This window comes from Sorangium sp. So ce836 (assembly GCF_028553905.1).
GTDB classification, from domain to species: Bacteria; Myxococcota_A; Polyangia; order Polyangiales; family Polyangiaceae; genus Sorangium; species Sorangium cellulosum_D.
The window spans coordinates 2,266,801-2,290,433 of sequence record NZ_CP102233.1; the positions used below are offsets into that span (position 1 = coordinate 2,266,801).

The following is a 23,633-nucleotide window of genomic DNA, read 5'->3' on the forward strand; positions in this document are numbered from 1 at the left end:
CGTCTCGGAGCGCCCGCCTTCGCGCGGGCGCACCGGCTCCAGCCGCCGCTTGGCGGCGGCGTCCACACTAGCTGCGCCATGGTATCGGTGGCACACGCTCAAGCAAGCGCGGCCAGGCGGCCCGCCATGTACCGCGCGGGCGACGTCCCGAGCGCTTTGCGAAACATGGTCACGAAGCTGCTCGCGCTCTCGTAGCCGAGATCCAGCGCCACGCTTTGCACGGTCGCGCCGCGGGAGAGCTTCTGGATGGCGAGGATGATGTGGAGCTGCTGGCGCCAGCGGCCGAAGCTCAAGCCCGTCTCCTCGACCAGGAGACGGTTCAAGGTGCGCTCGCCGACGCCGATTCGCTTCGCCCACGCCTTCGTCGTCGCGCCGTTCGCCGGATCGGCGGTCATCGCGTCCACCAGACGACGGAGCCGCGGATCGGTCGGCATCGGCAAGCGATGCTTCTCGATGGAGACGGTCGCGAGCTCGTCGAGGAGCACGCTCACCAGGCGCGCGTCCGGCCCTTCGAGATCGTAGAGCGCGGGGCGCGTCGCCAGGCGCAGCAACAGCTCGCGGAGGAGCGGCGTCACCGACACTGCGCAGCAATCCTGCGGGAGGCGCGGCGCCGCGCCGGGCTCGACGAAGACGCTGTAGCCCTCGAGCGGCGCGCGCGCGCGGATCCGATGCGTCACCGACGCGGGGATCCACAGCGCCGATTGCGGCGGCACGATCCAGAGGGCGCTCGACCCTTCGCAGACCAGCTCTCCGCGCACCAGGTACATGAGCTGCGATTCGCGGTGCGCGTGAGGCTCGCTCTCGAGCCCGCCGCTCGCCATGCTGAGCCCGATCGCGTTCACCGGCCGCGCGACCGCGGTCTTCCACCGCCCGCGCGCCTCGAGCGCGAAACGGGTCGCGAGCGACTCGAACGACGCCGCCGCGCCATGGGGCTCGTTCGCCACCTGGACGTCTCCACGGATCGTCCAGCCCGTCGGATGCGCAATCCGTGTCGCCCCCGAGCTCCGCCGCTTCGCTGCCATGACCGTTTTGATAAACAATTTGTCTTGATTGCGCAATGCGGTCAGGGCGCCGGTCCCTTATGCTCTCTTCCCATGAAATTCGATCCCTTCGCCGTCCTGCCCGACGGGCGGGTGCGCGCCGTGCTGCGGCGCCTCCACGACGACGCCGACCGGCAGGTGCCGGGCGTCGTCCTCCACCTCCTGCCGAAGCTACCGCGGATGCTCCTCGGCCGCCGCATCGACGCCCCGGGCACGGAGCTCGACTACGCCGACAAATACCTCGCGATCGGGAGCGACCAGGGCGCCTTCTGCTACCTGACGGCGCGGGCGCTCCGCGCCAGGACGATCGTCGAGTTCGGCACGTCCTTCGGCGTCTCGACGCTGTGGCTGGCGGCGGCGGTGCGCGACAACGGCGGCGGCCGCGTCATCGGCACCGAGCTCGTGCCGGAGAAGGCGCGGCGCGCGCAGGCGAACCTGGAGGAGGCGGGGCTCGCGTCCTTCGCCGAGATCCGCGTGGGCGACGCGACGGAGACGCTGCGGGCGGACCTCGGCGAGGTGGACTTCATGCTCAACGATGGGTTTCCCCTGCGAGCCCTCGACGTGCTGAAGCTCGTCGCCCCGGCCCTGCGTCCGGGCGCCGTGGTGGTGACCGACAACGTCGGCGTCTTCAAGGCCGATTACCGCGACTACGTCGCCTACGTGCGCGATCCGCGCCACGGCTTCGCGTCGATGACGGTGCCCTTCCGCTCGGGCACCGAGTACTCGGTCCGGCAGCCCGCAAACCCGGGCTGACCGAGACCAGCGGCAGCCCCGAGAAGGCGCGCGCGACGGCGTCCCGGTCGCGGCTCGCGACGGCCCACCGCGCCCCGTCGACGGTGCTTATGTCGAGCGAGCCAGCGCCACCGCGTCGGGACCGGCCGGAAAACGGAGCTTCCCGGTCGCGTCGTTCGCGGCGCGCCACACCACCTCGGCCACGTCGGACTCCCTCGTCACCGCGGACGGCTGACCGAGAGAGGCGAAGATGCGCTGCGCGAAAGGCGCGTACGCCTCGGGGAGCAGCCCCTGCATGCGGGCCCCGCCGTTGCTCGTGAAGCTCGTGCTCGGGCCATAGCCCGGCTCGACCAGCTTCACCCGCACATCGAACTCCGCGAGCTCGAACGCGAGCGACGCGGTGAACCCCTCGATGGCCGTCTTGCTCGCGGTGTACACGGCCACCAGCGGCATGGGCGCCAGCGTCGCGCTCGAGGTCACGTTCACGATCACCCCCGACCTGCGCGCGCGGAGCTGGGGCAGCACGGCCTGCGTCATCGCCATCACGCCGAAGGTGTTGGTCTCGAACACCTCGCGCACCGTGGCCATCGGCGTGACCTCGAAGGCGCCGAAGAGCCCGATGCCCGCGTTGTTGACGAGCACGTCGATAGGCCCGCTCGCCTCGATCGCGGCGGCGATGCTCTCGGGCTTCGTCACGTCGAGCGCGACCACGCGCAGCCGGTCCGATCGGGGCAGGACGCCCTCGCGCGGCGTTCGCATGGTGGCGACCACGTTCCAGCCCTGCGCGTGGAAGTGGCGCGCGGTCTCGAGGCCATAGCCAGAGGAACAACCAGTAATGAGCACCGTCTTCATCGCGTTATCTCTCACCTCGTCGCCCTCTCCGGGACGTGCGGTCATCGTCGAACGAACGCCATTCGTCGCATTCACGTCGACCTCTTTGCCGCGGTGCGCGGCGTTCATGAGGGTAAAGTAGTCGCGGTGAGCCGGACGATCTATCGTGTACAGTCCGTATTTCGTTTGCTAGAGTCCGGGCGTGAACGATCCGCTCTCGGAGGTCATCGCGCTGCTCCAGCCGCGCGCCGTGTTCTCGAAGGTCATCAGCGGAGCCGGCCGCTGGGGTGTTCGCTACTCGGACTTTGGCCAACCGAGCTTCTCTGCCGTGCTCGAGGGCCGCTGCCGTCTCGATGTCGACGGTCAGCGGGCCGTCACGCTCGAGGCAGGTGATTTCGTGCTCCTGCCGGCGACGCCGGGCTTCACGCTGTCGGGCTTCGAACCGGTGAGGCCGGAGCGCGTCGACCCCAAGGTCGCGCCCGCGCCGACGGGCGAGGTCCGCCACGGTACGCGCGGCGGACGCCCGGACGTGCGGCTGCTCGGCGGCTATTTCGTCTTCGACTCGCCGGACGCGGCCCTCATGGTGTCGCTGCTGCCGGCGCTGGTGCACGTGCGCGGCGTCGAGCGGCTCTCGGTGCTCGTGCGGCTCGTCGGCGAGGAATCGAACGAGCAGAAGGCCGGTCGCGACCTCGTGCTCACGCGGCTCGTGGAGGTGATGCTCATCGAGGCGCTGCGGGCGACTCCGGGCGACGACGCGCCTCCGGGGCTCCTGCGCGGGCTGGCCGATGCGCGGCTCGCGCCGGCGATACGGCACATGCACGGCCAGCTCTCGCGCTCGTGGACGGTGGCCGATCTCGCGAAGACGGCGGCGCTCTCGCGCTCGACGTTCTTCGAGCGCTTCACCCGCGCCGTGGGCCTGCCGCCGATGGAATACCTGCTCGCCCTGCGCATGGCCGTCGCGAGGGATCTGCTCCGGCGCCACGACCTCGGGATCGCCGAGGTCGCCGAGCGCGTCGGCTACGGCTCGGCGAGCACCTTCAGCACGGCGTTCAGCCGGCACGTGGGCCAGCCTCCGAGCCGCTACGCGCGCGCCGGCTAGAACCACGGGAAGCTCGCGCCCCTCGGTGTGTCGCAGCTCACCGCGGAGGGGCCGCTCTCGGGGAGCTCGCGCGGAGCGTGAGGATCGCGGACCCTGCTCCGCGAAGCCCTCGCGGTCCGATCCGCGCGCTTGACAACCCATAAGCGGTGGCTTATATGTTGAGCATGCAGCGCGCGGCCGCGGCCGAAGACAAGATCTTCCAGGCGCTGGCTGATCCCAGCCGCCGGGCGATCTTCGAGTCGCTCACGCGCGGCGAAGCGGCGGTGAAGGACCTCACGGCGCGCTTCGACATCTCACAGCCGGCGGTCTCGCAGCACCTCGCCACCCTGAAGGACGCCGGCCTGGTGAACGCCCGGCGCGAAGGGCGCTGCGTCTACTACCGGGTGGAGCCGCGCGGGATGAAGCCGCTCATCGACTGGATCGCACACTACCGCGCCTTCTGGACGGACCGCATCGATCGCCTCGAAGCACTGCTGGAGAAAATGGACGAATGAGCCTCATCGACAAGACCGCCCCATCGCAAACCGAATCCATTTCATTCGAATTCGATCTGCGCCATTCGCCGGAGAAGGTGTGGCGCGCGCTCACCGACCCCGAGCTGCTCGCCGAGTGGCTCCTGCCCGCCGTCGGGTTCAAGCTCGATCCCGGGGCCGTGTTCACGTTCAAGACGCAGCCGTACCCCGGTTGGGACGGCACCGTGGACTGTCGCATCCTCGAGATCGAGGCGCACAGGAAGATCAGCTACACGTGGAACGTCCCTTTCCTCGACACCGTCGTGACCTTCACGCTCACGCCCACGGCGTCGGGCACCCGCCTGTCGCTCGAGCAGTCGGGCTTCAAGCCGGACCAGAAGCAGAACTTCGGCGGCGCGCGCTACGGCTGGAAGATGATGGGCGGAAAGCTCGTCGAGCTGCTCGCGAGGCTCCCGTGAACAAACTGGTTCGAGAGAGCCACCGCTGGGTGTCCATCGCCTTCACGGTGACCGTCATCGCCAACTTCGTCGCCTTGGCCTCGGGACAGGGGCAGCCTCCCGCCTGGGTGACCTACTCGCCGCTGCTCCCGCTCGCCTTCCTGCTGTTCACCGGTCTGTACTTGTTCGTGCTGCCGTATGCCGCCAAGTGGCGCAGCGGGCGGCGCGCCGGCTGAACGGGCGGCCGACCCGGGGGGATCTCTTCACAACCGTCGAACCTCCATGACAGGATCGCGAAACATGACCGCCTCCAGCCAGCACCCCGCAGACCGCCACGACCTGATCCGCGTCCAGCGCGCCAGGGAGAACAACCTGAAAGACGTCAGCGTCGAGATCCCCAAGCGGCGGCTGACCGTGTTCACCGGCGTCTCGGGATCGGGCAAGTCGTCGCTGGTGTTCGGCACCATCGCGGCGGAGTCGCAGCGGCTGATCAACGAGACCTACAGCGCGTTCGTGCAGGGGTTCATGCCGACGCTGGCCCGACCCGAGGTCGACGTCCTGGAAGGGCTGACGACCGCGATCATCGTCGACCAGGAGCGGATGGGCGCCAACGCCCGGTCGACGGTCGGCACCGCCACCGACGCCAACGCCATGCTGCGCATCCTCTTCAGCCGGCTCGGGAAGCCGCGCATCGGGTCGCCCAACGCCTTCTCTTTCAACGTCCCCTCGGTCCGCGGCGCCGGGCAGATCGTGGTCGAGAAGGCCGGCGGGAAGAAGACCGAGTCGCGCACGTTCGAGGTCAACGGCGGCATGTGCCCGCGATGCGAGGGCATGGGCTCGGCCTCCGACATCGACCTGTCCCAGCTGTACGACGACAAGAAGTCGCTCAACGAGGGGGCGATCACGATCCCCGGCTACAGCATGGAAGGCTGGTACGGCCGCATCTTCAGGGGCTGCGGCTTCTTCGACCCGGACAAGCCGATCCGCAAGTTCAGCAAGAAGGAGCTGCACGACCTGCTCCACAAGGAGCCGACCAAGATCAAGGTCGACGGCATCAACCTCACCTACGCAGGGCTGATCCCGTCGATCCAGAAGTCGTACCTGTCGAAGGACGTCGACGCGCTGCAGCCGCACATCCGGGCGTTCGTGGAGCGCGCGGTCACCTTCACCACCTGTCCCGAGTGCCGAGGCACCCGGCTCAACGAGGCCGCCCGGTCCTCCAAGATCAAGGGGATCAACATCGCCGACGCCTGCGCGATGCAGATCAGCGACCTCGCCGCGTGGGTGCGCGGCCTGAACGAGCCGTCCGTCGCGCCGCTCCTGGCGACGCTGCGGGAGACGCTCGACTCGTTCGTGGAGATCGGGCTGGGCTACCTCAGCCTCGACCGGCCGTCCGGCACGCTGTCGGGCGGCGAGGCGCAGCGCACCAAGATGATCCGCCACCTCGGGTCGTCGCTCACCGACGTGACCTACGTCTTCGACGAGCCGACGGCCGGGCTGCACCCCCACGACATCCAGCGGATGAACGAGCTGCTGCGGCGGCTGCGCGACAAGGGCAACACCGTCCTCGTGGTCGAGCACAAGCCGGAGGTGATCGCGCTCGCCGACCACGTCGTCGATCTCGGCCCCGGCGCCGGCACCGCCGGCGGCAAGGTGGTCTTCGAGGGCACCGTCGACGGGCTGCGGGCCAGCGGCACGCTCACCGGGCGCCACCTGAACGATCGGGCCTCCCTGAAGCCGTCGGTGCGGACGTCATCGGGGGTGATCAAGGTGCGCGGCGCCCGCACGCACAACCTGAAGAACGTCGACGTCGACATCCCGCTCGGCGTGCTGGTGGTGGTGACCGGCGTGGCCGGGTCGGGCAAGAGCTCGCTCATCCACGGCTCGGTGTGCGGCCGGGAAGGGGTGGTGTCGGTCGACCAGACCCCGATCCGCGGCTCGCGGCGGAGCAACCCGGCGACGTACACCGACCTGCTGGAGCCGATCCGCAAGGCGTTCGCGAAGACCAACGGCGTGAAGCCCGCCCTGTTCAGCGCCAACTCCGAGGGCGCCTGTCCGACCTGCAACGGCGCCGGGGTGATCTACACCGATCTGGCGATGATGGCCGGCGTCGCCACGGTCTGCGAGGAGTGCGAAGGCCGGCGGTTCCAGGCGTCGGTGCTGGGCTACCGGCTCGGCGGGCTCAACATCGCCGAGGTGCTCGACCTGTCGGTCGACGACGCGGCCCGCTTCTTCGGCGCCGGCGAGGCGCGTACGCCGGCCGCGCACGCGATCCTGCAGCGCATGGCCGACGTGGGGCTCGGCTATCTCCGGCTCGGCCAGCCGCTCACCACGCTGTCGGGCGGCGAGCGGCAGCGGCTCAAGCTCGCGACGCACATGGGCGAAGACGGCGGCGTCTACGTGCTCGACGAGCCGACCACCGGGCTGCACCTGGCCGACCTCGAGCAGCTGCTCGGGCTCTTGGACCGGCTGGTCGACGCCGGCAAGTCGGTCATCGTGATCGAGCACAACCAGGCCGTGATGGCGCACGCCGACTGGATCATCGACCTCGGGCCGGGCGCGGGCCACGACGGCGGGCGGATCGTGTTCGAAGGCACCCCGGCCGACCTGGTGGCGGCGAAGTCGACGCTCACCGGCGAGCACCTGGCGGCGTTCGTCGGCGGCCGTCCGAAGGCCGCCTCAGGAGGTGCGCCCGAGCCGCTCCGGGCTCGTCGTCAGAGGGCGTGACCTCGCTCGCCGGTCGTCCGCGATCCCCGACGGATCCGGCGTTGAGCGCGCAGATCCGCGTGACCGAGCAGGTCCTCGCGGAGAGCGGCGCCGCGGGCGGCTCAACGGCCGAGCTCGGGCCTCGGACCTGCGCACCTGGTGAGCAGGGCCTCGACCTGGTCGGCGGGATCGAGGGAGTACTCGTAAAAGTCGCTCGGATCGAAGAACGAATACGTAGAGCCGCTCGACTCCTTGTCCCCCGAGGTGGAACGGTAGATGTTCCCCGCGGCGACCAGCGTGCCGTCGTCATAATAGTGCGGGCGGTTCACCGTATCGAACACGCTGTTCTCCAGCACCATGTTGGTGCCGCCGCGCGCGTAGTTGCCGTAGGAGCTGATGCGCTGGAGCCAGTTGTTGTAGAGGTGGGCGCGGAGCACGTTGTCCGTGCTGGGGTTGCGCTGGTTCAGGTCGCGGAACCAGTTGTGGTGGATGGTCATCTGCGCGGTGATGTTCTCCGTCCAGCCGATCCCGAACGCCTTGTTGTGATCGCTCAAGATGCTCCAGGACACCGTCAAGTACGAGGTGTCCTTGCGGCTGTCGATCATGCCGTCGCCGATGTGGTGAAAGCGGCAGTGGTCGATCCAGACGTGGTGGGCCGTGTCCATCTGGACCCCGTCGAAGTCCTGCGTCTTCCCTTCCCAGTCTCCTTCGACGAAGGTGTCCCCGATGGTCAGGTTCCGCAGGATGACGTTGTGCACGCCGCTCCCCAGGAAGAACCCCCCCTGGGAGATCTCGGCCGTCGCGCCCACGCCCACGATGGTCTTGTCCGACGCGACCGAGATCTCCTTGCCCCTGGGGGACATCGTGATCTTTCCCTGGACCCGGATCACATAGGGCTCGGACGCGCCGGCGTACTTCTCGAGATCGGCCTGCGTCGTCACCGTGACCGTCTCTCCATCTCGTCCGCCATAGGTCCCGTCTTGGCCCTCGCCGCTCACGCTGGCAAAGCCCTCCAGGGTCAGGGGACAACCCTCGCTGTCGACCGCGCCGTCCGCGCCTCCGGCTCCGTCGCCGCCCGCACCACCCGACCCCGCGCTCGGCTCGCCGCCGCCCGCTCCCCCCGAGGTGCTCGCCGATCCGCCGCCCCCCGTGCCTCCGGGGCTCGGATCTCCACCCGTGACCGAGCTTCCGGCGGCCGAGCTCTCTCCGCTCGCCGCACCGCCCGTCGTCGCGCCCGTGCTCCCGCTTCCCCCTGCCAGCGAGTCGATGCCTCCCGGGCCGTCGGGCTCCGAAGTCCCGCAGGCGAGGGCGAGGCCGAGAGGGGAGAGCGCGAGGAGAAAGGAGGCGAAGAGGTCGTGCTTCATCGCTCTTTGATCGTTCTTTGGTCTCGGGTGACAAGGGTCGATGAGAGGCGCGCTCAGTCCGCGAACGTGGGCCTCCAGGGCGCGAGCATGCCCTCGACCGTGTAGCGCGCAGCCTCGGCCGCGCCGAGCTGCCTGGACTCCGGGGCTCGCTCGCTCGGCTTCGCGCCAGGTCCCGTGGTCATGTACTCGGCGAAGCGCGCGGTCGCGAGCGTGTTGTCGCCCATGCGGACCCAGCCCTGGGGCGCGATGTGCGCGCCGAGCTCGGTCCCGAGGTAGACGGTCGCGCCGTAGGGCCTCCAGTTGCGACCGAGGGCGACCGAGCCGGACCTGACCGAGCCGGCCGCCGTGGCCCGTCCTCCGAGGAACACGATCCCGAAAGGGATCGATTCGTCCGTGCTCGGCGCCGTGATCGCCGACCCGCCCGCGGCGTTGTGCATCGTGCAGTCCTCGAAGACGGCCGTGGCGCCCCCGAAGATGAAGTCGACGCTGCCCTCGATGTAACAGTCCCTGAAGTACTGTGTTCCGTTCTTCACGTAGAGCGTGTCCTGGTGACCGAGGGCCCGGCAGCGACGGAACTGCACGCGGCTCCCGGAGACGAGGAGAGCGACGGCCTGGATGCCTGGGCCCGTGCTGTTGGCGAAGGTGATGTTCTCGACCGAGACGTCGCTCGCGGAGATATTGACGCTGAAGCTCCCCGAGGTGCCCAGCGTGCCCCCCGCGCCGTTCGAGGTGCTGGCGCTGTCGCCGTAGGTGAGCACGGTCGTCTCCGCCCGACCTGCCTGGCCGCAGAGCGTCAGGTGGGGGCGGTCGACGACGAGCTTCTCGGCGTAGGTCCCAGGGGCGATGCGAATGACGGTGGGCGTCGTGTTCGACCTGGCGACGCTGTTGATCGCGGCTTGAACCGAGGTGAAATCGCCCGAGCCATCCCGGTTCACCTCCACGAGCGGCCCACCTGTCACGCTGTTGCAGTCGGACGCGCCGCCGCCGCCGCCCGAGCCGCCTGCGCCTGAACCGCCGCCGCCGTCGCCGCCGGTCCCCGAGCTGCCGCCCGTGCCGGCGCTCGCGCCGGTGCCAGCGCCTCCCGAGCCGCCGGGCGACACCGTGCCTCCGCTCCCCGTCGTGCCGCTCGATGGCCCGCCGGACGCGGTCGTGCCGCTCGACGGCCCGCCGGATGCGGCGGACGCGCCGCCTCCGGCCGCGGAGGCCAGAGGGTCGGCGTCCGGCTCGCTCGAACAGGCGAACGAGCAGAAGAGAGCGAGAGGGCCCGTGCAGATCCACGCGATCGCCCCGAGTGAACGATGGTGGAAGGTTCGACTGCTGCCGGAACGGCGGAAGAGCGCGCTGAAGGGAAACACGACGGGTGGTTGTTCGAGGGAGGCCGGACCCGTCAAAAAAAAGCGGGCGCTACTCGCGCGCGAGCGGCAGCGCCCAGGGCCCTCCCGCGCCGGCGCGGGAGATCACCTGGGGAAAGGCGTCGCTCGCCCGCTCGGGCGCGTAGTCGTAGGGGGGCGTGAAGACGTCATCGGCTGGCTCCTCGCCCCCGCCGCCCAGGTGAACGCCGCTCTCGTCGCGGTAGAGGTTCGAGCCAGGGACGGCCAGGAGGAGCCCGATGGCCGTCGAGCCGCTGCAGGTCGAGCGCCGCGTCGCTGCCGCGACGTTCTCGAACACGCTCGCCTCGAGCAGCACCTGCCCTTCGCACGAAGAGCCGACCGCCCACTCCGAGATGTTCGAGAACACGTTGTTGAAGAGGTGGATGCGCGCCTGGGATCCGACCGCGAGGGGGGCGCGCGTGCTCGTTTCATCGAAGCGACAGTGGTGCATCGTCACCTCGGAGTCGGTGATCGTGGAGGCCCAGCGCTCGCGGCCGCCGCACTCGGCCTCGTTGCTCCCGTCGAAGTGGACATAGGAGACGGTGACCGCGCTCGTGCCCGCGAGGATGTCGGTAAAGGCGTCGCTGATCCACTTGACGGTCGCGTGATCGATCCAGACCCTGGAGGGGTGTGTCAGCGTGAACGCATCGCCCGCTTCGAGCAGGCCGGCGTTCAGATCGTAGAGGGCGAGGTTGCGGATGATGACGTTCTGGCTCTCGTCGAGGGCCATGGTCACACCTGGCAGCGCCGCGCCGCGTCCGAGCCCGACCAGCGTCTTGTTCGGGCCGAAGCGGAGGATGCGATCGTCTCGCGTCGCGCCGACGAGCGGGCTCGCGCAGGTCGCGTCCCCGGTGAGGACCTGATAGAACGTCTTCTCGGCATCCTCCGAGCAGGCGCTCGGACAGACCTCGATGTCCACGACGTCCGAACCCTCGCGGCGGAAGTCGTGGATGCCTTCGGCGAGCAAGAGCACAGCCGGTTCGTCGGAGCGGGCGAGCCTCTCGAGATCGGCCCAGCTCGAGACGAGCACGGGCGTCGCACCCGCGCCCCCGGTGGTGCCCTCGCCGAAGCCGACCGGCTCGACCCGTATCACCTTTCGGAGGGCGATGGGCCCCCTCGTCCCGGGCGCGGGCCCGATCCAGCGAGCCGTCGTGTTCGATGGAAAGGAACCCCCGGGATCGCAGCCCGGCAGATCTCCAGCGCTCCCCAGCTCGCGCGCGGCCGTCCAGCCGCTGTCGTCGTAGCCAGGCGCCGTCCAGCCTCCTTCCGGCGCCGTGCTCAGCTTCCAGTCGCTGCCGCTCCCGTAGCTGCGCTCGAGCTCGTCGAGCTGGACGAGCGCCGCGGGGATCCCCGCTGCGGCATGGACGCTCACGGCGATCACGTTCTCACCCGGGAGCAAGGAGAGGGGCACGAAGCGCGGGGCGCGCGCCGATTCGCTCACGGCGATGAGAGCACCATTGAGATGGACGCGGAAGGCATCGCGCGCCGCGATGGAGAGACCGGGGCCCTCGAGCGCACCATAGCTCTCGTTGACGAGCGGCGACGGCGCGAGCTCCTCTCCCTCCCCGAAGGCGGCGCCCGGAGGGAGCTCGTCGTCGGGCGGCTCGCCCTCACAAGCGAGATCCGTGAGGGAAGGAGAGCTGCCGCCGAGGCCCGCGTCCCCCGGGAGCCGCGTGGCCGTCTGGATGAGCTGGTCCTCACAGGAAAACCCCCAGGCCGCGGCCGAGAGCGCGGCGGCTCCGAGGACCCAGGTGCTGCGGGAGAGGCGCATAAGGAACGAGGCAAAGCTGGGGGGCCATGCCGTGGAGCGCAAGCAAAATGCTCCGAGTTTCCTGCGCCGATCCCGCGGGCCGGCAGCGGGCGAATTTTTTCTGGCGGGTCGAGACGCCCCTAAGTAACTAGGAGGGAGTGGCTCACCCCACGCGCTCCGTCCCACCGCCGCCGGTGCCCACCTTGGCCCGCTTTCCCGCCGAGAAGCGGTCGGACGCGAGCCTGGTCGCCGGCGTGGCCGCGGGAGAGCGCGAGGCCATGGCCGTCATCTGGGATAGGTACTCCGGCCTCGTGCGAGGTGTGCTCTATGGCGCCCTCGGCCCCGATACAAGCCTCGAAGATCTGGTCCAGGAGGTCTTCCTGTCCCTGATCCAGGGAGCCGCGCGCATCCAGGACGGGCAGGCCCTCCGTGGCTATCTTGCGACCATCGCGGCGCGGCAGGGGGCGCTCGAGATCCGGAAGCGCAAGATACGCCGCTGGGTGGGCCTTTCCCCGAGCGGGGAGCTCCCCGAGCGCGCCCTCGAGCGCGTCGACTTCGAGCATCGCGAGGTGCTCCGCGCCCTCCACCGCGTGCTCGACAGGCTGAGCACGCGCCGGCGCATGGCCTTCGTGCTGCGCCACGTGCAAGGCCTCGACATGCTCGAGACGGCCGCGGCCCTCGGCGTGTCCGAATCGACGTTGCGCCGGGAGCTCGAGAGCGCACGTGAGCTCTTGCGAAAGGCGCGTGAGCCAGCCCTCCAGGAGTTTTTGTCTCAGCGTGAAGGACTCTGGCCATGAGCGACCCCGGACGACAGCTCGATCCCGTTGCGGAGCTCCTGCAGCGCGCCGCTCAGCTGAGCGAGGCGGAGCGCGTCGAGGCGCGGGCCGCCTTTTTGCGCCGCGTCGACGAGGAGCAGGCTCGCGCGAGCAAGCCGCGGGCGATCGTGCGCTGGGCAGCGCCGCTCGCCCTCGCCGGGGGCGTGTTGCTCGCTCTCTTCCTCCTGCCGGAGCGAGGCCTCGACTATGTCGTCGAAGGGGCGGAGGACGAGAGCGGCTATGTGCGCGTTCCCCTCGATCACCCGGCCGCCATCACCTTCTCCGATCGGACGCAGATCCGGGCGGCGGCAGGGGCGCGCCTTCGCATCGACGAGATCAAGAACGAGAGCGGCGCCCGCATCTCGCTCGAACGCGGCCGAGTCGACGCCGAGATCACGCACACCGGTCACAGCGATTGGCGCTTCGTGGCGGGTCCCTTCGCGGTCCGCGTCACGGGCACGCGCTTCGAGCTCCACTGGGACGCCGACCGCGAGCGGCTCGAGGTGATCCTGCACGAGGGGTCGGTCGAGGTGGAGGGCTACGCCGGTTTCGGCGCCGTGAGCGTGCGCGCGGGGCAGCGCTTCGTGGGGGACGCGTCGGCGAGGACGCTCCTCGTCAGCGACACCGCGGCGCACGGCCCCGAGCCCGCGCCTCCCGCCGCGCAGGGAGAGGGAGCCGAGGTCGCGCCGGTGCCGCCGGGACCCGCGAGCTCCCCGGAGCCGAGCTCCTCCGGAGATCCGGCGCCCCTGGCCGCCCCGCCGAGCGGCAAACCGTCCTGGACCAAGCTCGTTTCCCAGGGCGAGTTCCGGCGCGTGGTCCAGGAGGCCGCGGCGCGGGGCGAGCAGGCTTGTCTCGCCTCCTGTGACGCCGCCGATCTGAACGCCCTGGCCGACGCCGCTCGCTATGTGGGGCAGGGCGAGCTCGCCGAGCAGGCCCTGCTCGCCCTGCGCGCGCGCTACGCGAAGGCCGCAGGGAGCCGCGCCGCCTTCTTGCTCGGGCGCCTGCACGAGAGCCGCGGCGCCGCCGCGCGCGCCAGGGCCTGGTACGAGACGGCGCTCCGCGAGGCGCCGAGCGGCCCCTTCGCCGCGGAAGCGCTCGCGGGAAAGATGCGCACGGTCCAGATCCTCGAGGGGCCCGCTGCGGCGCGCGCGGTGGCGCAGGAGTACCTGCGCCTCTTTCCGAGCGGGGTCCACGCCAAGACGGCCCGACAGCTCGCCGCGCAGCCCTGATCCATGGTCCAGCGGGCGCGAACGCTCCTCGTCCTGCTGCTGCTGCTCGTCTGCCCTCGACTGGCCTGGGCGCAGCGGGTGCTCGTCGTGCGGCCGCCCCCGCGTGACGCCGCGCTCTTCGAGGCCTTCGGACGGCTCTGCGCCGAGCTCGAGCTGCAGTCCTTCGAGGTGATCGTGCTCGGGAGCGCCGCGCGCCCGCCCGGGGCCGAGGAGCTCGAGCGAAAGGCGCAGGAGAGCGAGGCCTTCGCGGCCGTCGCGCTGAGCCGCGACGGCAGCGGCACGGCCGCCGAGGTGTGCATCGTGGATCGCGTGACGGGCAAGACGACGACGCGCAAGCTCCTCATCGACCCTTCGAGCGATGGCCCGATGCTCCTCGCCGTGCGCGCCGTCGATCTGCTGCGCGCAAGCCTGCTCGAGCTCGGCTCGGGCCAAGCCCCCGCGCGGGACGTGCTCGGCGTCGAGGCGCAGCCGCCCGCCCCCGAGGTGCTCCGCTTTTCCCAGAAGCCTCCCCGCTTCGAGGTGCGCACGGGCGGGCTCGTCCTCTTCACGCCTCCGGTCGGCGGCGGCGTGGGGGTGCAGATCGGGGCGCACTATCGCCTCGACGAGAGCTTCCGTCTCGGCCTGCTCCTGGGCGGCCCCCTCTTCGGCGCCGAGTTCCGTGCACGAGGCGGCGCCGCCCAGGTGCGCCAGGAGCTCGCGCTCCTCCGGGCCAGCTGGAACCTCGCGCAAGCAGCTGCCGGTCCTCACTGGGAGTGGGGGCCGCTCCTCGGCATCGGCGCCTATCACCTCCAGGCCACCGGAGACGTCGCGTTGCCGCTCGTGGGGCGCAGCGAGGCATCCTTCTTCTTTGCCGCCGACGCGGGGCTGAACGCCCAGTTCTTCTTTCTTCCGAGCGTGAGCCTCGGCTTCGAGCTCACTTGTCTCGCGCTCCTCCCGCGCCCCGTCATCGCCGTCGACCAGGCGCGCTCCGCGCCCATCGTCGCTCAAGCCCTGGGCACGCTCAGCCTGGGCGTCTCGTTTTGACGGAGCGGCGCGCGGGCGGCAGCTCGTATTCCGAGGTCGGCCGTGGCTCAGGGCATCGACTGGGTCACTCGTTCCGGCCGCGCGCCGACGCGACGAGCTCCTCCACGAAGCGCGACGCCGGCCGGGCGGCCAGCTCCTCCCACGTTCCGGCCTGCGTCACGCGCCCCGCCTCGAGCACGGCGATGCGCTGCCCGAGGAGCCGCGCGTCCGCCGCGTCGTGCGTGACGACGATCGTCGGGAGGGCGAGCGCCTCCAGGTACCCCGAGAGGAACGCCCGCACCTCGCGGCGGGAGTGGACGTCGAGCGCGGCCAGCGGCTCGTCGAGCAGCAGCGCCCGCGGGCTCACGGAGAGCGCGCGCGCGAGCGCCACGCGCTGCTTCTCGCCCCCGGACAGCGCCTCGGTCCGGCGGCCTGCGTGCTCGGCGATGCCGAGGTCGTGCAGCGCCGCGTCCACCCGCGCGTCGACGGACGCGCCCCTCCGGCGCGATGGATCGCTCCTCACCGCGAACGCGACGTTCTCCCGGACGCTGAGGTGCGGAAACAGCGCGTAGTCCTGCGGCACGTAGCCGATCCCGCGCCGCTCGACCGGCACGTCGATCCCGGCCGCCGTGTCGAGGAGCACCGCGCCCCCGATCTCCACCCGCCCCCGGTCCACGGGGAGCACGCCGAGCAAGAGCGAGAGCAGGCTCGTCTTCCCCGCGCCGTTGGGCCCGACGAGGGCCAGCGTCCCCTCTCCGGTCTCGATCTCCGCGTCGATGCGCAGGCGCCCGACCCGCGCCGTCACGCGGGCGCGCAGCCCCTCCGCTTCCGTCACGGCGCCGCCTCGCCGCGCCCGGTGGAGCGCCGCGCCGCGGCCCGCACGAACAGGAGCAGCGCGAACGCCACGACGACGAGGACCATCGACAGCGCCTGCGCCGCGCGCATGTCCGACTCGAGCGCCGTGTAGATGGCGAGCGGCAGCGTCTGCGTCCGGCCTTGCAGGTTCCCGGCGAACATGAGCGTCGCGCCGAACTCGCCGAGGGAGCGGGCCCAGCTCATGGCCGCCCCCGCGACCAGCCCCGGGGCCGAGAGCGGCAGCGCGACGCGAAAGAACACCCGGAGCGGCGACGCGCCGAACGTCCGCGCCACCACCACGAGCTTCGGGTCGACCCGCCGGAACGCGCTCGTCGCCGCCTGCACGAAGAACGGCGCCGAGACGAACACCTCGGCCACGACGACCGCCGCGGTCGTGAACGTCACCGACCACCCCTCCGGATACAGCCAGCCGGCGAGGAGCCCGCGCCGCCCGAAGGCGAGGAGCATCGCGACCCCGGCGACCGCGGGCGGGATCACGATGGGCAGCTGCACCGCCGTCTCGACCGCGCGCGCGAGGCGCCCGCGCGCGCGCGCGAGCGTCCAGGCGAGCGGCGTCCCGAGGACCACCACGAGGGCGAGGCTGGCCGCGGTGGTGACGAGGCTCAGGCGCAGCGCGGGCCAGACGAGGGGGTGGCGGAGCCCCTGCTCGACGTCCGCCGCCGTGGCCGTCACGAACAGCGCCAGGATCGGGACGGCGAGGAACGCCACGAGGACCGCGCCGATCGCGGCCAGGGCGCCCCGCTCCGCGCGCAGGCGCGCGCTCACGGGCCCGATCCACCCCCGGACGGCGCGAGGAACCCGGCGCGCCGCAGCGCGCTCTGCCCGGCCTCCGAGCGCACGAGGTCGACCCAGGCGGCCGCGAGCCCGGGGTGCGCGGCGCCGGCCACGACCGCGATCGGGTACTCGGCGACGACGTTGACCTCGGGCGGGATCGCCACGACGGTCACGCCGTCCTGCGCCGGCTGCGCGTCGGTCCGGTAGACCACGCCGACCTGCGCTTCGCCGAGGCGCACCTTGGTGAGCACCTGGCGCACGTTGAGCTCGCGCGAGGCGACCTTGGCCTCGACGCGCGCGCGGAAGTCCGCGCCCAGGGACGCGGACGCGCGATCGAGGATCTGCAGGGTGTAGCGGCCGATCGGGACCTCCGGGGCGCCGATGACGATGCGGGCCGCGCCGGGGAGGTCGGCGAGCCCCCGGATCGTCCCGGCGCTCTCGCGCGCGACGACGAGGACGGGCTCGTTGCGCGCGAAGACGACCGGGCCCACGGCGCGCCCGGATTTCACGAGCTCCTCCATGTGGCGCTGATCGGCCGAGGCGAACACGTCGGCCGCGGCGCCGTGCTCGAGCTGCGTGCGGAGCTCCTGGGTGCCGGCGAAGTTGAACGTGACCTCGACGCCGGGGTGAGCGCGCTCGAAGTCCTCGCCCATCGCGGTGAACACGTCCCGGAGGGAAGCCGCGGCGAAGACGGCGAGCCTGTCCTCGCGCGGGGCCGGCGTCGGCTCCGAGCGCCCGCAGCCGACGAGGGCGACGAGGCATGCCGCGAGGACCAGGCGCGGGAAGGCGCGCAACAGCTGTCGTCGGACGAGATTCATCTGCAAGGCTCCTGGGGGCCGCCGCCCCGCGCGCGCCGTCATGCCGCCCGCACCTCCGCGACCCGCTCGCCCGCCGGGCGGACGTCGTAGCCGAGGACCGACAGCTCGCGGCGGAACGCGCCCGAGACGAGCACGTCGAGCAGGCGCTGGACCCGCGCGTCGGCGAGCGACGCGCGCGGGATCGCGAGGTCGTAGCGCTCCTCGGCCAGGGTGACGAAGCCGAGCCCGAACGCCATCGCCGCGTCGCGCGTGGCGACGCCGGTGTCCGCCGCGCCCATGGCCACGGCGCGCGCGACGTCGAGGTGGCCGGCGGCCCGGAGCGGCGGCCTGCGCGCGAGGTCGAGCGGCAGCCCGTGGCCGCGCACCTCGCGCTCGAGGAGCCGCTGGGCGCCCGCGCCCGCCTCGCGCCCGACGAGGCGCAGGCCGGGGCGGCCGAGATCGACCGCGCCGCGGATGCGGGCCGCGTCCTCGCGGCGGACCACGAGGCCCGCCTCCCAGCGCGCGAGCGTGATGAGGGCGATCGGCTCGGCGTGCCCGAGGTTCCGGACGTCGGCGACGTTCGCCTCGCCGGTGCGCGCGTCGACGAGGTGGACGCCCGCGACGTGGGCGCGCTGCCGGCCGAGCGCCTGGAGGGCCGCGGTGCTCGACCGGGGGAACCAGAGGAACCGCCCCGGCCCCGGCCGCGTGTTGAGCCGGTCGGCGAGCAGCCCGAGGCCCGCCGCGCAGCCCATCACGACGACGTTGTCCTCGACCTCCGCGAGCGCCCGGAGGGGCTCGACGTCCGCCTTCCCGCGCCGCTCGCCGGTCACGATGCCGTCCGCCGCCGTCCGCGCCGCGTCGTGGTCGAGCGGGTAGGCCACCCAGCGGCCCGCGATGCGCGCCACCGCGGCGCGGCCCGACGCCGCCGGGGCGTCGAGCTCGGCGGCGATGGCGGCCGCCGCGCCCGGCGCGCCGAAGAGGTCCTCGACCTGGCCATCGAGGGCGCGCGCGATGCGCAGCGCGACGTCGACCGCCGGCGTCGCGCGGCCCGCCTCGATGGCGCCCACGCTCTGCCGCGTCAGCCCGGCGCGCTCCGCGAGCGCGATCTGCGACAGCCCGCGCGCCTCGCGCCGCTCGCGGACCCGGTTGGCGGCTCGGTCGGCCATGGCGCGTGATCTTTACACCGAGGAACGTACCCTTGTCACCGCCCTCGCGCGCGAGCGCCCGGCGGCCGAGCCATCCTGCTCGGCCGCCCGCGCAGGAGCGTCATGGCGCGCGGCTCCCGGGGGCAGCTTGCTCCCCGCGCCGTCCGGCCTAGCTTTTGAGAGGGGCCAGCCACGAAGGAGCGAGGGCCCTCTCGATCCGCTGGCCCGCTGGCCCCGTCGAGAGCAGGGAGGAACCTCGGTCATGCCGACGCGGACGCGCTTCGAGGCCACGGCGAGGAGGGGCTACGCCATCCTGACGCTGCTCCTGGCGATCGGGATGGCGTTCTCCATTCGACGGTTCTCGTCCGTGGCGGACGCTCAGACCCAGTGGCTGAGCGCGCAAGAGCGCAACATCACCCTCGTGGAGCGGCTCCGGTGGACCACCGAGCTCATCGTGTCTCACGGCAGGGGCTACCTCATCTCTGGAAATCGAGAGCTCCTCGACGAGGCCGAGGACGCCAAGGCGCGCTTTCGCGAGAACATCCGCGCGCTCCGCGCCCAGTCGCTCAGCCCGACGGCTCTCCAGCTGGTCGCGGACGTCGAGGCGGAGGCCGGGCGCTTCTTCCTGTTTCAGAGAGAGCTGTTCGCAGCCCGGGAGCGGACCGACGACGCGGGCCTCATCGCGCGCCGCTTCGACGAGGAGCTGCGGCCGCTTCGCCGAGCCCTCTATCGCTCCCTCGATAGCCTCGTCGATCACAAGGAGTTTGCCATCGAGGCCGCCTATGCCGGTGAGCGGGCGGAGCGAGCCCAGCTCGTGCTGCGGCTGTACGGCCTGCTGGTCCTCTTGGCGTCGGCCGGCCTCGGGATCGCGTGGTACTTCACGAAGCGCCTCGGCAACCTGTACCACCAGGTGCGGGAGGCGCGCGAGGCGGCGCGCCGGGCGGTGGCGGCCCGCGACGATCTCATGGGCATCGTGGCCCACGACCTGCGCAACCCGCTCAGCGCCATCACGCTGAAGGCCGCGCGGCTGCGGCGGGCGGCCGACCCCGAGCAGGTACGGCAGCAGGCGGAGTCGATCGAGAACGTCGCCAAGCGGATGGAGCAGCTCATCCGGACCATGCTCGACGCGGCGACGATGGAGGCCAGCAAGTTCTCGGTGACGCCCGCGCCGTGCGCCGCCGACGATCTCCTGCGCGAGACCCTGGAGCTGTTCGGGCCGCTCGCCGAATCCAAGCAGGTCCGGTTCGAGCAGAGCGTGAACGCGCCCGGGCTCGTGATCTTCGCGGAGCGCGGGCGCGTGCTCCAGGTGCTGTCGAACCTCGTCGGCAACGCGCTGAAGTTCACGCCTCAGGGCGGCCGCGTGACCCTCTCGATCGACCGGGAGGGGAGGATGGCCCGCTTCGCCGTCGTCGACATGGGGCAGGGGATCCCCCGCGAGGACCTCACGAGCATCTTCGAGCGGTTCTGGAAGGTGGAGGCGTACGAGGAGCGGGGCACCGGGCTCGGGCTCTACATCGCCAAGGGGATCGTCGACGCGCACGGAGGCCGCATCTGGGTGGAGAGCGAGGTCGGGCGCGGCACCCGGTTCTACGTCGCGCTCCCGCTCGCCGACCCCGCCGCGCACCGGGCGCCCGCCGCGGAGGAGGCGCCCGCGCTGCCCGCGGAGAGCGACCCTCGCGCGGGCGGGTGAGGCGCCCGTCGGGACGCGAGCCCCGCTCGGGGCGCCCTGCGCGTCATCGCCGCTCGTCGGCCGGCGCCTCCTCCCGGACCCGCGCGTAGAGCAGGACGTCGCCCACCCGCCCGTCCTTCACCACGTGCCGGCGCATCCGCGCCTCGAACGCGTAACCCGCCTTCTCGAGCACGCGGGCCGACGCGCGGTTCCAGTCGAAGATCCCCGCCTGGATGCGCTCGAGGCCGAGCTGCTCGAGGCCGGCCCGCGTCAGCGCGATCACCGCCTCGGTGGCCAGCCCGCGGCCCCAGTAGGCCGCGCCGAGCCAGTAGCCGATCTCGGCGGTGCAGCGGTGCACGTCGTCGAGGCGCTCGAGCCCGATCGCGCCGGCCGCCTCCCCGCCCACCACGATCGCCAGCGCCTCGGCCGGCTGCGCGCGCGAGGCGCACAGCGCCACCCAGCCCTCGGCGTCGGCGCGCGTATACGGGTGCGGAAAGCGATCCCGGACGTTCGCCCAGATGCGGCGGTCGTTCGCGTTCTTCACGAGCGCGTCCACGTCGGCCGCGGTCCAGGGACGGAGCGTGAGGGAGGGGGTCTCGATGATCATGGAGTCGGTTCCTCCGATCGAGCCTCGCCGGCTCGGGGGGCGGAGCGATCGAACAGCTTCACGACCATCTCGGTCCCGATGCCGGTCGCGACCATCCGCTCGCGGCGGTTCGAGAGCAGCGCGCCGAGCCACGGCACCGCGCCCCCGTCCCCGAGCGGGAGCTCGAGGCCGTCGTCCCGCCGGACGACGAGCTGGACGAACGGCCCGGCGTAGTAGCCGAGCCCCTGCAAGCGCGCGAGATCGTAGACGATCTCGATCTCCGGCCGCGCGCGCGCGAGCGGCTCGCCCACCTCGGCGACCCAGCGCTCGGCGCGCGCGACGGGCTCCGGACCGAGGCCGAGCGACCGCGCCGCCCCCACGTAGTCCGCCGCGGCGCGCGGCAGATCGACGGAGGCCTCGCGCAGGGCCGCCTCCGACGAGCCCGGCTCGTGCGCCTTCGCCCGCTGCGCCAGCGCGTCCGCGTCGAGGCCGCGCGCGCCGAGGCACGCCCGGACCACGGCCGTGTCGGAGAGGACCACGCGCAGGCCCGCCGCGCGGAAGCCGGCCGCGGGCAGGGCGCGGATGAGGTCGGCCCAGACGACGAGGTGCTCGAGCAGGGCGCGCCGCTCGCACGCGTCGTCCTCGCTCCGGCCCGGCGAGCGGGCCGCGGTCACCAGGGCGAACAGGCGGAAGTGCGGCGTGAAGCCGGGGTGCTTCGTGGGCTGCATGCGCAGCACGCGCTGGCTGGCGCAGAGGCGCAGCGGCTCGCCGCCCCGGGTCTCGCGCCGGCGCCGCGCCGCGTGCAGCGCGAGCCCGGTGGTCGGGTCGGCGGCGACCTCGGCGAAGCGCACCGTCGCGAGCACGTTGTTCGGCTCGACGCCCGCGCACGCCGTGGCGCCGAGCGGGCCGACCGGCGCGAGATCGACCGCCTCGAAGCCCGCCGCCGCCGCGTACGCCGCCGCGTCGAAGGCGTGGATCCGCCGGGCGTCCGCGGCCGACGCGTGGGTCATGGGCGCCCGCTCCGCGTGGTCGAGGACCTCGGCGAAGCTCCGCCGCAGCGCGCGCTGGCGCAGGCAATGGAGCAGCAGCGTGGTCAGCTCGTTGCCCGGGAGGCCCTCCGCGAGCAGCCGATCGAGCGGCTGGCCGGCGTGCGCCTCGGCCGCGCGGCGCGCGATGCGCGACGACAGCTCGCCCGTCTTGCCGCCTTCCGGCGCCCGTGGCCGACGCGCGGTGGCCTGCTCCGTTCGCGCGGCGGCTGGTGTCGTGAGGTCGTCGTCGTCGTCGTCGGTCGGCGTCGGCGTCGGCGTCGGCATGGCGGGCTCCTCGTGGACACCGTGACCCGGACCTGGCACCCTGGAAAGTGCCACGGCGGTCGGTTTCGATGGTGCCAGCGCCCCAGAGCTCCCACGCCCCCCACGCCTTCCTCCGCCTGGAGCGCGGCGCGCCGGCGACGCTGGCCGCCCAGCTGGTCGAGCAGCTGCGCCGCGCCGTGCTCGAGGGCGTCCTCCAGCCCGACCACATGCTGCCGTCGTCGCGCGAGCTCGCGCGGGAGCTCGGCGTGTCGCGCAACACGGTCGTCGCGGCGTACGAGGCGCTGGCCGCGGACGGCACGGTCCTGGTCCGCGCGCGCCGGGCGCCGGTCGTGGCGCACGTGCCGGTGCGCGCGGCGGGGCAGAGCGCCGCCCGCGCCCAGCCCGCGGCGGCCCCTCCGCGGCTGTCCCGGAGCGCGCGGCGGCTCGCGGCGGTGGTGCCTCCCGATCGGCTCGACGCGCTCCTCGGCGGCCGGCCGCGCTCGCGCCCGTTCGGCGTCGGCCTGCCGGATCTCGAGCTGCTCCCGTGGCGCATCTTCGAGCGGTGCCTCGCGCGCCGCTTCCGCTCGATGTCGGCCGAGGGCGCGCTCCACCACGATCCGCGGGGCGCGCTGCTGCTCCGGCGCGCGGTGCTCCACCACGCCGCGGTGGCCCGCGGCGTGCGCGCGACGGTCGACCAGGTCTTCATCACGGAGGGCTCGCAGGGCGCGCTGGACCTCTGCTGCCGCGCGCTGCTCGACCCGGGCGACGCCGCGTGGGTGGAGGCATCGGGGCCGCTCGCCCTGCGCGCGGCGGTGCGCATGGCGGGCGCCCGCCCGATCGCGGTCCCGGTCGACGACGAGGGGCTGCGGGTGCACGTCGGGGCGCGCCGGGCGCCGCGCGCGCGGGTCGCGTTCGTGTCGCCGGCCTCCGCGTTCCCCTCCGGCGCGCGGCTCACGCTGCCGCGGCGCATCGAGCTCCTGTCCTGGGCCGGCGGGGCGGGGGCGGTGGTCGTCGAGATCGACTACGAGGGCGAGCTGCGGTTCGACGGCTCCCCGCTGCCGTCGCTGCTCGGCCTCGACGTCGAGGGCGTGAACGACCGCGTGATCCACGTGGGATCGTTCAGCCGCTCGCTGTTCCCGGGGCTGCGCCTCGGCTTCATGATCGTGCCGCCGGCGCTGGTGCGCGCGGTGGCCCAGGTGCGCGCGGCGTCGACGCGGTCGCCGCCGTACCTGCTGCAGGCCGCGCTCGCCGACTTCATCGACGAGGGGCATTTCGCGCGCCACCTGCGGAAGCTGAAGCAGGCGACGCGGCGCCGCCGCGACTTCTTGCTCGCGGAGCTCGGGCGCGTGCTGCCGGGCGCGGTGCGGGTGCGCGCGCCCGCGGGCGGCTCGGTGCTGACGCTGGATCTGCCCGAGGGCTCGGACGACGTGGCCGTCGTGAGGGCGCTCGCGGCGCGGGGCGTGGACGCGATGCCGCTCTCGCGCGGCGCGGCGGGGCGCGCCAGGGCGTCGCGCGCGCCGGGGCTGATCCTGGGGTTCGGCGCGCACGCGGAGCCCGCGCTGGGGGAGGCGGCGCGGACGCTCGCGGCCGTGGTGGGCGAGGCGATCGGGGCGGACGGGCGGCGGTGAGGGGAGGGCGGCGGTGAG

General features: G+C 72.6%; 22 protein-coding genes. 11 read left to right on the top strand and 11 right to left on the bottom strand.

Going from position 1 to position 23,633, the window contains the following annotated elements:
• Window positions 1-98: 98 nt before the first annotated feature.
• Window positions 99-944, bottom strand: coding sequence for a helix-turn-helix domain-containing protein (locus NQZ70_RS08245; protein WP_129573722.1), 846 nt, complete (start codon window positions 942-944; stop codon window positions 99-101).
• Between the two features lie 150 nt (window positions 945-1,094).
• Between NQZ70_RS08245 and NQZ70_RS08250 the strand changes: the two genes are divergently transcribed.
• A complete protein-coding gene (locus NQZ70_RS08250; RefSeq protein WP_129573723.1) occupies window positions 1,095-1,793 on the top strand; it encodes an O-methyltransferase in 699 nt (232 codons plus the stop codon).
• A gap of 87 nt (window positions 1,794-1,880) precedes the next feature.
• On the opposite strand, the gene NQZ70_RS08255 is transcribed toward NQZ70_RS08250, so the two are convergent.
• Window positions 1,881-2,624: an SDR family oxidoreductase gene (locus NQZ70_RS08255; RefSeq protein WP_129581222.1), complete on the bottom strand. Its 744-nt coding sequence runs from the start codon at window positions 2,622-2,624 to the stop codon at window positions 1,881-1,883.
• Window positions 2,625-2,805: 181 nt separating this feature from the next.
• Here NQZ70_RS08255 and NQZ70_RS08260 point away from each other — a divergent pair, with 181 nt between their 5' ends.
• The 5 genes from NQZ70_RS08260 (at window position 2,806) to NQZ70_RS08280 (ending at window position 7,339) form a co-directional block, all read left to right on the top strand.
• A complete protein-coding gene (locus NQZ70_RS08260; RefSeq protein ID WP_129573724.1) occupies window positions 2,806-3,702 on the top strand; it encodes an AraC family transcriptional regulator in 897 nt (298 codons plus the stop codon).
• A 164-nt stretch (window positions 3,703-3,866) separates the two neighbouring features.
• The gene (locus tag NQZ70_RS08265) at window positions 3,867-4,196 is read left to right on the top strand and encodes a helix-turn-helix transcriptional regulator (protein ID WP_020733615.1); all 330 of its coding nucleotides are present in this window, start codon (window positions 3,867-3,869) and stop codon (window positions 4,194-4,196) included.
• Window positions 4,193-4,633, top strand: coding sequence for an SRPBCC domain-containing protein (locus NQZ70_RS08270; RefSeq protein ID WP_129573725.1), 441 nt, complete (start codon window positions 4,193-4,195; stop codon window positions 4,631-4,633). Before NQZ70_RS08265 ends, NQZ70_RS08270 begins: the two co-directional genes overlap by 4 nt.
• The gene (locus NQZ70_RS08275) at window positions 4,630-4,848 is read left to right on the top strand and encodes a hypothetical protein (RefSeq protein WP_129573726.1); all 219 of its coding nucleotides are present in this window, start codon (window positions 4,630-4,632) and stop codon (window positions 4,846-4,848) included. The genes NQZ70_RS08270 and NQZ70_RS08275 overlap by 4 nt, the downstream gene beginning before the upstream one ends.
• Before the next feature lie 64 nt (window positions 4,849-4,912).
• Window positions 4,913-7,339: an excinuclease ABC subunit UvrA gene (locus NQZ70_RS08280; protein WP_129573727.1), complete on the top strand. Its 2,427-nt coding sequence runs from the start codon at window positions 4,913-4,915 to the stop codon at window positions 7,337-7,339.
• Between the two features lie 101 nt (window positions 7,340-7,440).
• Here the strand turns inward: NQZ70_RS08280 and NQZ70_RS08285 are convergent, their stop codons facing one another.
• Genes NQZ70_RS08285 through NQZ70_RS08295 form a run of 3 tightly spaced genes read right to left on the bottom strand, consistent with a single transcriptional unit; the run spans window position 7,441 to window position 11,823 of the window.
• The gene (locus NQZ70_RS08285; protein WP_207217780.1) at window positions 7,441-8,682 is read right to left on the bottom strand and encodes a polysaccharide lyase family 1 protein; all 1,242 of its coding nucleotides are present in this window, start codon (window positions 8,680-8,682) and stop codon (window positions 7,441-7,443) included.
• Window positions 8,683-8,735: 53 nt separating this feature from the next.
• Window positions 8,736-10,037, bottom strand: a complete 1,302-nt coding sequence (locus NQZ70_RS08290; protein ID WP_129573728.1) for a pectinesterase family protein — start codon at window positions 10,035-10,037, stop codon at window positions 8,736-8,738.
• A 49-nt stretch (window positions 10,038-10,086) separates the two neighbouring features.
• On the bottom strand, window positions 10,087-11,823 hold the full coding sequence (locus tag NQZ70_RS08295) for a hypothetical protein (protein ID WP_129573729.1): 1,737 nt from the start codon (window positions 11,821-11,823) through the stop codon (window positions 10,087-10,089).
• A gap of 137 nt (window positions 11,824-11,960) precedes the next feature.
• Between NQZ70_RS08295 and NQZ70_RS08300 the strand changes: the two genes are divergently transcribed.
• The 3 genes from NQZ70_RS08300 to NQZ70_RS08310 are packed head-to-tail and all read left to right on the top strand — an operon-like array spanning window position 11,961 to window position 14,869.
• A complete protein-coding gene (locus tag NQZ70_RS08300; protein ID WP_129573730.1) occupies window positions 11,961-12,599 on the top strand; it encodes an RNA polymerase sigma factor in 639 nt (212 codons plus the stop codon).
• The gene (locus NQZ70_RS08305) at window positions 12,596-13,846 is read left to right on the top strand and encodes a FecR family protein (protein ID WP_129573731.1); all 1,251 of its coding nucleotides are present in this window, start codon (window positions 12,596-12,598) and stop codon (window positions 13,844-13,846) included. The genes NQZ70_RS08300 and NQZ70_RS08305 overlap by 4 nt, the downstream gene beginning before the upstream one ends.
• Window positions 13,847-13,849: 3 nt before the next feature.
• On the top strand, window positions 13,850-14,869 hold the full coding sequence (locus tag NQZ70_RS08310; RefSeq protein ID WP_129573732.1) for a hypothetical protein: 1,020 nt from the start codon (window positions 13,850-13,852) through the stop codon (window positions 14,867-14,869).
• A gap of 64 nt (window positions 14,870-14,933) precedes the next feature.
• Here the strand turns inward: NQZ70_RS08310 and NQZ70_RS08315 are convergent, their stop codons facing one another.
• From NQZ70_RS08315 to NQZ70_RS08330, 4 genes are read right to left on the bottom strand one after another with little or no spacing between them, the layout of a single operon-like run.
• Entirely contained in the window at window positions 14,934-15,683 is a 750-nt protein-coding gene (locus NQZ70_RS08315; RefSeq protein ID WP_129573733.1) for an ABC transporter ATP-binding protein, read from the bottom strand.
• Window positions 15,680-16,489, bottom strand: coding sequence for an ABC transporter permease (locus NQZ70_RS08320; protein ID WP_129573734.1), 810 nt, complete (start codon window positions 16,487-16,489; stop codon window positions 15,680-15,682). Before NQZ70_RS08320 ends, NQZ70_RS08315 begins: the two co-directional genes overlap by 4 nt.
• Window positions 16,486-17,316 carry a molybdate ABC transporter substrate-binding protein gene (gene modA, locus NQZ70_RS08325; protein ID WP_129573735.1) on the bottom strand — a complete coding sequence of 277 codons (831 nt, stop codon included), beginning with the start codon at window positions 17,314-17,316 and terminating at the stop codon, window positions 16,486-16,488. Before modA ends, NQZ70_RS08320 begins: the two co-directional genes overlap by 4 nt.
• Window positions 17,317-17,354: 38 nt before the next feature.
• Window positions 17,355-18,461, bottom strand: a complete 1,107-nt coding sequence (locus NQZ70_RS08330; protein WP_129573736.1) for a substrate-binding domain-containing protein — start codon at window positions 18,459-18,461, stop codon at window positions 17,355-17,357.
• A 241-nt stretch (window positions 18,462-18,702) separates the two neighbouring features.
• Between NQZ70_RS08330 and NQZ70_RS08335 the strand changes: the two genes are divergently transcribed.
• Window positions 18,703-20,130: an ATP-binding protein gene (locus tag NQZ70_RS08335; RefSeq protein ID WP_129573737.1), complete on the top strand. Its 1,428-nt coding sequence runs from the start codon at window positions 18,703-18,705 to the stop codon at window positions 20,128-20,130.
• A gap of 43 nt (window positions 20,131-20,173) precedes the next feature.
• Here the strand turns inward: NQZ70_RS08335 and NQZ70_RS08340 are convergent, their stop codons facing one another.
• Both NQZ70_RS08340 and NQZ70_RS08345 read right to left on the bottom strand, forming a co-directional pair.
• Window positions 20,174-20,716 (bottom strand): GNAT family N-acetyltransferase, encoded by a 543-nt coding sequence (locus tag NQZ70_RS08340; protein ID WP_129573738.1) that lies wholly within the window; start codon window positions 20,714-20,716, stop codon window positions 20,174-20,176.
• Window positions 20,713-22,008: an ATP phosphoribosyltransferase regulatory subunit gene (locus NQZ70_RS08345; protein WP_129573739.1), complete on the bottom strand. Its 1,296-nt coding sequence runs from the start codon at window positions 22,006-22,008 to the stop codon at window positions 20,713-20,715. The genes NQZ70_RS08340 and NQZ70_RS08345 overlap by 4 nt, the downstream gene beginning before the upstream one ends.
• 68 nt (window positions 22,009-22,076) lie before the next feature.
• On the opposite strand from NQZ70_RS08345, the gene NQZ70_RS08350 reads away from it, so the two are divergent.
• Window positions 22,077-23,615, top strand: coding sequence for a PLP-dependent aminotransferase family protein (locus NQZ70_RS08350; RefSeq protein ID WP_129573740.1), 1,539 nt, complete (start codon window positions 22,077-22,079; stop codon window positions 23,613-23,615).
• Window positions 23,616-23,633: the final 18 nt, after the last annotated feature.